Source organism: Bifidobacterium sp. LH_230 (genome assembly GCF_056357555.1).
On record NZ_JBKEWJ010000005.1, the window covers coordinates 115,280 to 127,811 of the forward strand.

Genomic DNA, 12,532 nt, shown 5'->3' on the forward strand with positions numbered 1-12,532 from the left:
CGAATGACGAGGCGATGGGCCGCGCGTTGGCGCTTGCGGCCGAAGCGGCGGCTGATGGGGAGGTGCCGGTCGGCGCGGTGGTGCTGGATGCGGCCGGTCGCGTGATCGGCGAGGGCTGCAACGCACGCGCGATGCAGTCGGATTCGGATGGGCCGTTCGTGGGTGATGCTCGGTCGAGGAAGGGACGGCACGATGATCATCCATTGATAGATGGCACCAAGGCAACGGTCGCTGATAGCCAACTCGCCGCAGATTGTGTGCATGACGATAGTCACACGGGACAATCGGCAGGAGACGCCGGTTTGTCGGGACGTGAGACGGGCTGCGACGGTGATACTGTGCACGATGATGTGGAAGCCGGCGAGATACATGCGACTCGCGTAGCCGATCCGTTGGCGCACGCGGAAGTGCTGGCGATGCGCGATGCGGCGCGGCGGCTGGGCAGTTGGAATCTGGCGGATTGCACGCTGGTCGTGACGTTGGAGCCGTGCCCGATGTGCGCGGGCGCGTGCGTGCAGACGCATATCGGACGGATCGTGTTCGGTGCGTGGGATGCGAAGCTCGGCGCGTGCGGCTCGATCTGGGATATTCCGCGCGACCCGCACGTCGGCCATGTACCGGAAGTCTATGGCGGCGTGCGCGAAGCCGACTGCGCCCGCATCCTCACCGACTTCTTCGCCGCCCGCCGCTAGTATTTTGTCGGGTTTGACGCATCTTTATTCTTGGCCCCCTCGGCTGAGGGGGCTGTCGGCGAAGCCGACTGGGGGAGCGTCAAAACCGTCACATTAAGTCCAACAAAGTATTAGCCTGTGCGGGTTTAAATTGGCGCATTGTTATTCTCGGCTCCCTCGGCTGAGGGAGCTGTCGCGCGAAGCGTGACTGAGGGAGCGTTACACGGCGCGTCAGTGCGGCGGCAGACAACACAACATCGTGCACAAGCGCGATTCTGCTTTTCTTTCCAGCATCCGCAAACACTCCGCATCCTGACAAGGAAACCGCGTCCGCGTACCATCGATATCGGTACGCCAACCAACCGTAGTCAGTCCGTCCGCAATCGTGCGCTCGCGCCGCGAGTCCAGTCATACGCAAGGAGCAAGCAATGCCGCTGATCGAACAGTTCCAAGGCACCGACGGTACCGATCTGACCGCCGTCTACGCCGAGCAATCCGACGCAAACGTTGCCATCGCACTGGTCTTCCCCGACGACGACCTGCCGCGGTTCGTCCACTGGGGCCGTCCGCTCGCCGATCCGAGCACCGTCGTCAACCTGTATGACGCCCTGCGCCCGCAGCGCGTCTCCGGTGCGCTCGACAACACCGCATGGCCGTCCATCCTGCCCACGCAATCCGAATCCTGGCTTGGTGCGCCGCGCTTCGTCGTCCGGCGCGACGGCGTCGAACTGTACTGCAAGTTCGCGGTCGAAGCCGTCACCGCGGCACTGCTCGATCAGCCTGACGATACCGAACCGGGTGAGTTGTCCGCGCACGTCACCGTCGGCGACCAACTCGCCGCATCCCGCGACCCACAGCCGACCCCGACCGTCACCGTCGAAGCCGCCGACCGCGAACAGGGCGTCGGCATCACCTGGACCTGCGAACTCGACGAATCCGGCCTCGTCCGCCAGCGGCTCGAAGTTGCGAACCTTGGCAGCGGCAGCCTCGACATCGGCCACGTCGAACTCGGCTTCCCGTTGCCGGCCGACGCATCCGAAATCCTCACCGCCACCGGTCATCACCTGCGCGAACGCAGTCCGCAACGCCAGCCGCTCACCGTCGGCCGGTTCGAAAAACTCGCGCTCGCCGGCCGCCCCGACTTCGACGCGAGCCTGCTGCTGTCCGCCGGCGAACCGGGTTTCGGCTTCACGCGCGGCGACGTGTACGCCGTGCACGTCGGCTGGAGCGGCAACAGCGTGCTGTCCGCGGAACGACTGCCGTACACGACCGGCGTGATCGGCGGCGGCGAAGTGCTGCTCGGCGGCGAGATCACGCTGGCGGCTGTGGATGTTGCACACGATTGCGACACTTCGGCCGCGACCGATTCCGCCTCGCCGGCCGCGACTTCAGCCATCCCTGCCGCCTACACGACCCCATGGGTCTACGGTTCGTTCGGCCATGGTCTGAACGAAGTCGCCGCGCGTTTTCATGCATACCTTCGCAACGTGCATCACGATTGGCGGCGCGCACACGGCGTCCCCGACAAGCCGCGGCCGGTGATTCTCAACACGTGGGAGGCCGTGTACTTCGATCAGAACTACGATACGTTGACAGCGTTGGCAGACAAGGCCGCGGCGGTCGGCGTGGAACGGTTCGTCGTGGACGATGGTTGGTTCGGCTCGCGCCGTGACGATACGAGCGGCCTCGGCGACTGGCAGGTTTCGCAGGACGTGTGGCCGGACGGGTCGAAGAGTCTGCGATCGTTGGCTGACTACGTGCATGGGCTCGGCATGGAGTTCGGACTGTGGTTCGAGCCGGAGATGGTCAATCCTGATTCCGATTTGTTCCGCGCGCATCCGGATTGGGTGCTGCGGCCGACCGCGGGCCGGTTGCCGATGCAGGGGCGGTCGCAGCAGGTCGTCGATCTGACCAATCCAGACGCGTATGCATACGTATACGGCGCGATCGATGCGCTGGTCGGCGAGCTGGGCGTCGACTACATCAAATGGGACCACAACAAGCTCGTGACCGAAGCCGTCTCGCCGCGCACCGGTCGTCCTGCCATCCATGCGCAAACGTTGGCCGTATACCGGATCTTCCGTGATCTCAAGGAAGCGCATCCGCGGCTTGAAATCGAAAGCTGCTCGTCGGGCGGCGGTCGCGTCGATCTCGGCATCCTCGAACTCGCCGACCGCATCTGGGTATCCGACTGCGTCGACCCGGTCGAACGCGCGGACATCCAGCGGTACACGTCGCTGCTCGTGCCGCCGTTCATGATGGGCGAGCATGTCGGCGCGAGCCCCGCGCACTCCACGCATCGTGCCACCAGTCAGGAAATGCGCATGGCGACCGCGTTCTTCGGGCACCTCGGCGTCGAATGGAACCTGCTCAAGGAACCGGATGCGGACGTGGCCAAGCTCGGCGAGTGGATCGCGGAATTCAAGAAGCACCGCGAATGGTTCGCCGTGGATACGTGCGTGCACTCGGATTGCTCCGACCCGGCGGTGCGTGTGGACGGCATGGTCAAGCCCGACCGTTCCGCCGCGTTCTACCGGTTCACGCAGCTGACCACCTCGGCCACGTATCCGGCCGCGCCGATTCGCGTGCCCGGTCTCGACCCGGACGGCACGTATCGCATCCAGCCGCTGTGGCTCGACCTTGATCTGGCGGGTCTTGGCATTGGCAACGGCCAGTCCGCGCTCGGATGGTGGACGCCCGACGGCATCCTCATGACCGGCCGCGCCCTCGCCACCTACGGTCTGCGCCCGCCGTCCCTGCATCCGGCGCAAGCGGTGTTGTTCACCGCCATTCGGCAGTGAGCAACACCGCTCACGCCGGATGCATTCGCGGGCGCATATAGCGCGCCCGCTCACTTCGCCTACGGGAAGTCCACTGGACTTCCCGCTTAACGGCTCAGCCTGCGCAGAGCGTGTTGTTCACCGCCATTCGGCAGTGAGCTTGGCACACTTTCCCGGTATTAGGGAATTTTGCGCTGGTGTGGCAGAAAACAGTGTCACACCAGCGCCAAAATGGTTATATCGCCGATTGTGTGACAATCATCGTGCAACAGCCTTGTACGGCAGGAGACAAAATCGTTGAAATTGCAACGAATGATGTTGTCACGCTCCTGTACTGCACCGGACTTTCGATCAAGCGTGACAGATTGCCTGTCATACCCTGTCAAAAATCAGTCGAATAGGTGAAGTGAGACAAAAACAGGTCGTGTAAGCGTGAAAACGCGACGCGCATCACCCGATATACCGCGCGATCGCCCGCGCAGCCGCCGCCTTCGCCCACAGCTGCCAGTCGTGATCGACCACCGTGAACCGCACCGGCGCGGCCTGGCTGTGCCGGTATCGGTTGATGCCGTCACGGATTGCATCAATGCTCATCTTCGCCAAAAACGCGGACTCGCCGGCCACCATCACGCAAGACGGCATCGCGATATTCGCAATCGTCGCGATCAACGTCCCCAGACGGAAACACGTCAGATCGACCAGTCGCGTCGCCTGCGGCACATCGGCCTGCGCGTCCGCTACGAAATCCGCGAACGTGCACGGTCGCCCCACAAGCCGCGAGTACTGGTCCGCTATCGAATCATCGGTCAGGCACTGCGCGCACCCAACGTGCCCAGCGATGCAGCGCGGTCCGTCCGGATCGATCAGCACATGCCCGAGCAGACCGTAGCTTTTATCCGGGTACGTGACCGGCTCGCCCCGCATCGCCAGCGAATAGCCGATCCCCACGCCGATCGTGAGCACCGCAAACGCTTCCATTCCAACGCCCGGTCCGAACCAGCTCGCGTCCACCAGCAGCGAATCGATGTCGTTGTATACGGTGCATGGCAGCCCGGTCGCAGCCTCGATCATCGATCCGAAATCAACGTCCCGATCCCAGCGCAGGAACGGTGCGAACGTGACCACCGCATCATCGCGCACATGACCGCCGACCGCCACGCCTACCGCCGTGGGAGCCGGCAACGACGTCGCCGACAGCTCACGTTGGCATTCGCCGATCAGCCGTGCGACACATGCCGTGACCTGCTCGGGGGAGCGGTCCGGGAACGGCAGTTCGTGGCGGCCTGATACGACCTCGCCGTGCGCGTTGACTACGGCCGCGATCGCCGATGTACCGTGCACCTTGATGCCGATGAACGTGCGTGCGTCGGCGCATAATGCCAACGCTGTCTGCGGCCGACCGCGTCGCTCCGTGCTTTCACGAACCGTGAATCCCTGCGGCAGCGGGCCGTGCGGCAATGCGTCGCTTGGCAGCTCCTCGATCACGCCGGCGTAGATCAGATCGCCGGTGATGCGCGACAATGCGCCTTGCGACAGTCCGAGCAACGGCGCGAGTGTGGTGCGTGTGATCGGTCCGTACTGTGCAACCGCCCGCGCCACGCGATGTGTGTATTCCGAACCCGCGAACCAGTGCGGAAACTCCTGAGTCATACGGTCCGTCTCCTTCGCGTCCGTTCCACCGTCGGATTTCATTCCCAGAACATAAAATACCGCGTTTTTCCATTCCGCCACACCAACGCGCCGGCCGAATAGGAATGTAATTGCGCGTCTCCTATCCTTGAAAGCGAACGGAAAACAGAACAACCGCAACCAAGCAGGAACCCAAGCAAAGGAGCCGATGATGACTGCTTTCAACCGATCCGCACTGCCCGACAACGTTCGCACCAACGGCGCGACCCCAAACCCGTGGTGGGCCAACGCGGTCGTCTACCAGATCTACCCGCGCTCGTTCCAGGACACGAACGGCGACGGATTCGGCGATCTCAAGGGCATCACGTCCCGCCTCGACTACCTCGCCGACCTCGGCGTCGACGTACTGTGGCTGTCCCCGGTCTACAAATCCCCGCAGGACGACAACGGCTACGACATCTCCGACTATCAGGACATCGACCCGCTGTTCGGCACGCTCGACGACATGGATGAGTTGCTCGCCGAAGCGCACAAGCGCGGCATCAAGATCGTGATGGACCTCGTCGTCAACCACACCTCCGATGAGCACGCGTGGTTCCAGGCGTCCAAGGACAAGAACGATCCGCACGCCGACTGGTACTGGTGGCGTCCGGCCCGCCCGGGCTTCGAGCCAGGCACGCCCGGCGCCGAGCCGAACGAGTGGGGCTCGTACTTCGGCGGCTCCGCGTGGGAATACTGCCCCGAGCGCGGCGAATACTTCTTCCACCAGTACTCGAAGAAACAGCCCGACCTCAACTGGGAGAACCCTGCGGTGCGCCACGCGGTGTACGACATGATGAACTGGTGGCTGGATCGCGGCATCGACGGCTTCCGCATGGACGTCATCACGCAGATCTCGAAGACCATCGACAAGAACGGCAAGCTGCCCGGCGAACCCGGCTCCGAAATCGACGACTACCCGGTCGGGCCGGAAGGCTACTCCTCGCCGTTCCCGTGGTGCTCCGACGGCCCGCGCGTGGACGAGTTCCTGCAGGAGATGCGTCGCGAAGTGTTCGAGAAGCGCGAAGGATTCATGAACGTGGGCGAAGCGCCGGGCGTCACCCCGCAGCGCAACGAGCACATCACCGACCCCGCCAACCGCGAACTCGACATGCTGTTCCTGTTCGACCACGTGAGCATCGACCAGCAGCCCACCTCCAAGTGGGACGTCGTGCCGTTCACCGTCGCCAACCTGCGCGACAAGCTCGCCGGCCAGCAGGAGGCCGTCAAGCAGGCCGGCTGGGCGAGCGTGTTCTTCTGCAACCACGACCAGCCGCGCGTCGTCTCCCGCTGGGGCGACGACACCACCGAGGAGGGGCGCGTCCGCTCCGCCAAGGCGTTCGGTCTGCTCATCCACATGCATCGCGGCACCCCATACATCTATCAGGGCGAGGAACTCGGCATGACCGGCGCGCACTTCAAGAGCCTCGACCAGTACCGTGACCTCGAATCGCTCAACGCGTTCCGCCAGCGCGTCGAGGAAGCGAAGATCCAGTCGCCCGAGTCGATGATGGACGCGCTCGAACTGATCAGCCGCGACAACGCCCGCACTCCGATGCAATGGGACGCGTCCAAGTACGCTGGATTCACCGCGCCGGACGCGGCGAACGAGCCGTGGATCTCCGTCAACCCGAACCATGCCAGCATCAACGCCGCCGCCGAGTTCGACGATCCCGATTCCGTGTATGGCTTCTACAAGCAGCTGATCGCGCTGCGGCACGGCAACCCGGTGGTGTCGGCCGGCGCATGGGATCTGGTCGACGCGGACGACGAACATGCGTATGCGTTCACGCGCACGCTCGGGGATGAACGGCTGCTGGTCGTGGTCAACCTGTCCGGGCGCACGGTCGATCTGCCGGCCGAGTCCGCGGCGCTGGTGGATGGTTTGCCCGCAGTGACCGCCGATGCGATCGTTATCGCCACGTACGACGCCGATCATGCGGCCGCATCGCTCGCCAAGCACGAGCTTGCTCCGTGGGAGGGCGCGGTGATTCGCTTGTAAAGGGCTGTGCGCCTCTCGATCGGAGAAATCACTTGGTTCAGTCGAGAGTTTGACGATCGAGAAGCTGATTTCCTCTTCTGCACGGGTCGGTTTGACGATCGAGAGGCTGCTCATGCCGGTGTGTACGACGCGGTTGCCGCAAAAAGGTTGATTTTTCGACAGCTATAGCAATGGTGTGCCTTGTTTGTAGCCTCTCGATCGACAAACTGATGTCCGCAGAGTTCGTTATTAGCCTCTCAATCGCAGGACTGATGGGACTGGCAGATAACGGAACGATATGAGTTGCATAAGACCATCTTGGGGCGCGGAGCATTCCCGCAGCAGAGTGGTTTTGCAGATGGAATCCGCGCCGTCTTCGCCCACCGCGGCGCATACAATATCGCACATGGAACAAAAAGACGTCCTCAAAGCACTGCAGCGTGACCATGCGGCCGAACTCAAGCTCGCCGCCGAACGGTTGAAGGGGACCGCTCGTCACACCGAAATCATCCCTTCGCCGATTCTGTCCGAGATGACCGGCCACAAGATTCTCCTCAAGCCCGAGAACCTGCAGGTCACCGGCTCGTTCAAGATCCGCGGCGCATACAACAAGATCGCCTCGCTTTCCGATGAGGAACTCGCTCGCGGCATCGTCACCGCCTCCGCCGGCAACCACGCGCAGGGCGTCGCCTACGCGGCCCGCGAGCGTGGCGCCAAGGCCACGATCTGCATGCCCACCATCACCCCGCCGCTCAAGGTCGACGCCACCAAGGCGTACGGCGCCGACGTCGTGCTCTACGGCGACGTGTTCGACGAGGCCGCCGCGCACGCGCTCGAACTGAGCGAACAGCAGGGCATGATCTACGTGCCGCCGTTCGACGATTACGAGGTCATCTGCGGCCAGGGCACGATCGGCCTGGAGATTCTCGAGGACGTGCCGGACGTGACCGACGTGGTCGTGCCGCTCGGCGGCGGCGGCCTCGGCGCGGGCGTGGCGCTCGCGATCAAGACGTTCAAGCCGGATGTGCGCGTGATCGGCGCGATTCCGGAGGGTTCGCCGGCGTGGAAGGATTCGTTCGCGGCCGGCCGCGTGACTCCGGCCGATCAGGTCATCACCTCCGCCGAGGGCGTGGCCGTCAAGCACCCGGGCGACCTGCCGTTCGCGCTGCTCAACGAGTTCCTCGACGATCTGGTGACCGTGACCGAGCGCGACATCAACGAGATGATCCTGCTCATGCTCGAAAAGCACAAGCTCGTGGTCGAGGCGGCGGGCGCGGTGTCGCTGGCCGCGCTCGAGCACCTGAACCTGCGTTCGCGCAAGTTTGTGTCCGCGCCGGGACCGCATGTGGTGGTGCCGATCATGTCGGGCGGCAACATCGATACGGTCACGATCGGCGCGGTGATTCAGAAGGGCATGATCGCGCGTGGCCGCATCATGAACTTCGAGGTCGAGCTGCCGGATATCCCGGGCCAGTTGGTCAAGGTCGCCACGCTGCTCGCGCAGGAGCGCGCGAACGTGATCGCCCTCGATCACGACCAGTTCAAGGCGTCCGGCCACTACACGAACGCGGTGTCGCTGAGCGTCACCGTCGAGACGAACGGCCCGGATCACATCGATCGCGTGCTTGCCGCGCTGCGCAACGCCGGCTTCCAGCCGAAGCGCATCTACTGATATGCGCTGATATATGCGGCGGATCGGCCGTTGTGCGCTTAGTGTGCGCTGATGCGCGCTGGTTATAAGCATTGTGCCCCGCTGGGATCGTTCCCTGCGGGGCACAATGCTTATGTGTTCGGGGATTTGTCCCGCTGAGAGGGTGCTCAGTGGGGCGAGCCGCTTGCGGGTTCCGGGATTCGCCCCTCTAAAGCGCCTTTTGGCGGGGCGTGCGGCATGTAGCTTCGGGGATTCGCCCCGCTAAGAGGTGGATTGGCGGGGCGCATGGCATACGGTTTCCGGGATCTGCCCCGCGGGAAAGGTGCTCAGTGGGGCGAGCCGCTTATGTGCTCCGGGTTTTGCCCCGCAAATATTTGCAGCGGGGCGACATGCGCATAGATCCCGGGATTCGCCCTGCTCAGCGATGCTCTAGCGCGGCAAGCCCCGGAATATGGTGGCAAGTCACCCCGCCGTCGCGATCACCGTGCCGCCGCGATCGTCTCGTCCACGAGCTGCGGCAGCGCCACCGCGATATCCTCGCGAATCAGCCGCGTGGCCAGCCGGTCGTACTGCGTGCGTCCCATGTTCATGATCGTGATCGGCACCCCGGCCTGCGCGGCCACCGGCACCAGCGACGCCGCCGGGAACACCTCCAGCGTCGACCCGATCACCCAGAACTCATCCGCCTCGGTGACGCGCTTCATTGACTTCTCCATCGCCCCGTCCGGCAGTTGCTCGCCGAAATAGACGACGTCGGTTTTGATCAGCCCGTTGCACGGCATGTTCCCGTTGTACGGCAGCTTGCGGTGGCAGTGCGGGTCCGGTTCTTCGTCCAATCGCGCCATGATGTCGGCCGTGTCGTACTTCGCGTGGCATTTCATGCAGTGCGACGTGCCGATCGTGCCGTGCAGGTTCACGATCACGTCCGGCGAATTGCCGGCTTTCTCGTGCAGCGCGTCGAAGTTCTGCGTGGCCAGCAGCGTGAGCAGCCCCGCCTGCTCCAGCTTGACGAGCGCCTTGTGCGCGGTGCCGGGCTGCGCGTTCCACACGGGCGATTCCTTCTGCCAGCGCCACGAATACTCGCGTTCTTCTGTATTGGTGAGGAACGCGTCGATGTCGTACACGCTCATTTGTTCGGGATGTTTGGTCCAGACGCCGTCCGGGCCGCGGAAGTCGGGGATGCCTGCGGACGTGGAGATGCCCGCGCCGGTTAATACTGCGATTTTCTTCGTCATATATATAGGTATACGCCGGTTGCGTTTCGTCGGTTTGCGGTTTGCTGCGATTCGACGTGTGCTGCGTTCCCGTTTTGTCGTGTCGACGTGGGTTGCAATGCTGCGTTTTCTGCTTTTGCTGTTTCGATTTGGACTGTTGTAGTGCTGTCTTCTGTTTTGTCATTTCGACCGTAGGCCGTAGGCCGGAGCGGAGAAATCTTGTTCCGGTTGGCTGTCGGCTGCTTGTGTAGTGCGATGATGCGTTTATATACATGGATCGATGATGAACGGCGGCTGACCGACGGCTGAAATGTTGCGACACGCCGTCCGAGACATGAATTGGGACATCGAAACGGCGATTTTGGGGTTTATGATGGTGGTGTTGGGCGTGGTTTGGGCTTTTGCGACACGCCGGGGGAGCTGTTTGTTTTCAACGGTTTCCGGTTTTGTGATGCTTGCCGGTTTGCGTGGTTGGGCTTGTGGGTGTAAGCTTATCTCTTGCTGCCGGTCAGCGAGTGGTCCTCTTCCTTGAGGTTGCGGGCTGATCGTGTGGTGGTGGTTTGAGAACTCAAGAGCGTGTTTGTACTACTTCTTTATAGTCAATGATTGCCAGTTCATTCCTCGCTTCCTGTTTTGGGGAGTCCATGAGAGTGGGGTAACGAGGGGTGAGGTTTTGTGAGGGGTTCTTCCTTAAGAATCTTCTCGTCAATTTAATGTTTTGAGAGTCATTCAATGGTTCTCTTCATGAAGTTTTTTGTGGAGGGTTCGATTCTGGCTCAGGATGAACGCTGGCGGCGTGCTTAACACATGCAAGTCGAACGGGATCCTGGAAGCTTGCTTCCGGGTGAGAGTGGCGAACGGGTGAGTAATGCGTGACCGACCTGCCCCGTACTTTGGAATAGCTCCTGGAAACGGGTGGTAATGCCGGATGCTCCACTGGGTTGCATGGCCTTGTGGGAAAGCTTTTTTGCGGTATGGGATGGGGTCGCGTCCTATCAGCTTGACGGTGGGGTAACGGCCTACCGTGGCTTCGACGGGTAGCCGGCCTGAGAGGGCGACCGGCCACATTGGGACTGAGATACGGCCCAGACTCCTACGGGAGGCAGCAGTGGGGAATATTGCACAATGGGCGCAAGCCTGATGCAGCGACGCCGCGTGCGGGATGGAGGCCTTCGGGTTGTAAACCGCTTTTCATTGGGATCAAGGCACCTTTCGGGGTGTTGAGTGTACTTTTGGAATAAGCACCGGCTAACTACGTGCCAGCAGCCGCGGTAATACGTAGGGTGCAAGCGTTATCCGGAATTATTGGGCGTAAAGAGCTCGTAGGCGGTTCGTCGCGTCTGGTGTGAAAGCCCATCGCTTAACGGTGGGTCTGCGCCGGGTACGGGCGGGCTGGAGTGCGGTAGGGGAGACTGGAATTCCCGGTGTAACGGTGGAATGTGTAGATATCGGGAGGAACACCAATGGCGAAGGCAGGTCTCTGGGCCGTTACTGACGCTGAGGAGCGAAAGCGTGGGGAGCGAACAGGATTAGATACCCTGGTAGTCCACGCCGTAAACGGTGGACGCTGGATGTGGGGCCCTTTCCACGGGTCCCGTGTCGGAGCTAACGCGTTAAGCGTCCCGCCTGGGGAGTACGGCCGCAAGGCTAAAACTCAAAGAAATTGACGGGGGCCCGCACAAGCGGCGGAGCATGCGGATTAATTCGATGCAACGCGAAGAACCTTACCTGGGCTTGACATGTTCCCGACAGCCATAGAGATATGGTTTCCCTTCGGGGCGGGTTCACAGGTGGTGCATGGTCGTCGTCAGCTCGTGTCGTGAGATGTTGGGTTAAGTCCCGCAACGAGCGCAACCCTCGCCTTATGTTGCCAGCGGTTCGGCCGGGGACTCATAAGGGACCGCCGGGGTTAACTCGGAGGAAGGTGGGGATGACGTCAGATCATCATGCCCCTTACGTCCAGGGCTTCACGCATGCTACAATGGCCGGTACAACGGGATGCGACACTGCGAGGTGGAGCGGATCCCTGAAAACCGGTCTCAGTTCGGATCGGAGCCTGCAACCCGGCTCCGTGAAGGTGGAGTCGCTAGTAATCGCGGATCAGCAACGCCGCGGTGAATGCGTTCCCGGGCCTTGTACACACCGCCCGTCAAGTCATGAAAGTGGGCAGCACCCGAAGCCGGTGGCCTAACCCGTATGGGGGGGAGCCGTCTAAGGTGAGGCTCGTGATTGGGACTAAGTCGTAACAAGGTAGCCGTACCGGAAGGTGCGGCTGGATCACCTCCTTTCTACGGAGAATTCAGGCTTCTGTTTGGAAGCCGGTGTGTGCCCCGCGGCCGGAATGGTTCCGGTGTCTGTCGGGGTTGCTGGTGTGGAAGAGATCGTTGGCTCGCGGGTTTGTCCTGCGGGGAGTGGTGTGGATGCGCTTTTGGGTCCCCGGACCGTCACCCCAAGGGTTTTCCTTGGTGCGGTTCGCGCCCATGCTTGGCGGGGCTGGAACTGGTTTCCGGTTGTCTGCGGGTGTGGTGTGTGGTGGTTTGAGAACTGGATAGTGGACGCGAGCAGAA

At 62.4% G+C, this 12,532-nt stretch carries 5 protein-coding genes, 1 rRNA gene and 2 pseudogenes; 6 read left to right on the forward strand and 2 right to left on the reverse strand.

The annotated features are described in order from the left end of the window. Nucleotides 1-14: 14 nt before the first annotated feature. From AC1A0G_RS03775 to AC1A0G_RS03785, 3 genes and pseudogenes are all read left to right on the forward strand, one after another. Nucleotides 15-692, forward strand: coding sequence for a nucleoside deaminase (locus tag AC1A0G_RS03775; protein ID WP_476527652.1), 678 nt, complete (start codon nt 15-17; stop codon nt 690-692). 407 nt (nt 693-1,099) lie between these two features. Next, nucleotides 1,100-1,993, forward strand: a pseudogene (locus AC1A0G_RS03780) (glycoside hydrolase family 36 N-terminal domain-containing protein); the annotation flags it as partial. An 84-nt stretch (nt 1,994-2,077) separates the two neighbouring features. Next, nucleotides 2,078-3,472: pseudogene (locus AC1A0G_RS03785) on the forward strand (alpha-galactosidase); the annotation flags it as partial. 429 nt (nt 3,473-3,901) lie between these two features. On the opposite strand, the gene AC1A0G_RS03790 reads toward AC1A0G_RS03785, so the two are convergent. Then, nucleotides 3,902-5,101 (reverse strand): ROK family protein, encoded by a 1,200-nt coding sequence (locus tag AC1A0G_RS03790; RefSeq protein WP_476527630.1) that lies wholly within the window; start codon nt 5,099-5,101, stop codon nt 3,902-3,904. Nucleotides 5,102-5,291: 190 nt separating this feature from the next. Between AC1A0G_RS03790 and AC1A0G_RS03795 the strand changes: the two genes are divergently transcribed. Both AC1A0G_RS03795 and ilvA read left to right on the forward strand, forming a co-directional pair. After that, nucleotides 5,292-7,121, forward strand: coding sequence for an alpha-glucosidase (locus AC1A0G_RS03795; RefSeq protein WP_476527632.1), 1,830 nt, complete (start codon nt 5,292-5,294; stop codon nt 7,119-7,121). A gap of 385 nt (nt 7,122-7,506) precedes the next feature. Beyond that, nucleotides 7,507-8,772 carry a threonine ammonia-lyase gene (gene ilvA / locus AC1A0G_RS03800; RefSeq protein ID WP_476527634.1) on the forward strand — a complete coding sequence of 422 codons (1,266 nt, stop codon included), beginning with the start codon at nt 7,507-7,509 and terminating at the stop codon, nt 8,770-8,772. A 458-nt stretch (nt 8,773-9,230) separates the two neighbouring features. Here the strand turns inward: ilvA and AC1A0G_RS03805 are convergent, their stop codons facing one another. Next, a complete protein-coding gene (locus tag AC1A0G_RS03805; RefSeq protein WP_476527636.1) occupies nt 9,231-9,986 on the reverse strand; it encodes an SIR2 family NAD-dependent protein deacylase in 756 nt (251 codons plus the stop codon). A 732-nt stretch (nt 9,987-10,718) separates the two neighbouring features. On the opposite strand from AC1A0G_RS03805, the gene AC1A0G_RS03810 reads away from it, so the two are divergent. Further along, a 16S ribosomal RNA gene (locus AC1A0G_RS03810) occupies nt 10,719-12,253 on the forward strand. Nucleotides 12,254-12,532: the final 279 nt, after the last annotated feature.

Bases quoted from the DNA above. Each gene is read 5' to 3' on its own strand.
- ilvA (WP_476527634.1), top strand. From the start codon at position 7,507: ATGGAACAAAAAGACGTCCTCAAAGCACTGCAGCGTGACCATGCGGCC.
- AC1A0G_RS03775 (WP_476527652.1), top strand. From the start codon at position 15: ATGGGCCGCGCGTTGGCGCTTGCGGCCGAAGCGGCGGCTGATGGGGAG.
- AC1A0G_RS03790 (WP_476527630.1), bottom strand. From the start codon at position 5,101: ATGACTCAGGAGTTTCCGCACTGGTTCGCGGGTTCGGAATACACACAT.
- AC1A0G_RS03805 (WP_476527636.1), bottom strand. From the start codon at position 9,986: ATGACGAAGAAAATCGCAGTATTAACCGGCGCGGGCATCTCCACGTCC.
- AC1A0G_RS03795 (WP_476527632.1), top strand. From the start codon at position 5,292: ATGACTGCTTTCAACCGATCCGCACTGCCCGACAACGTTCGCACCAAC.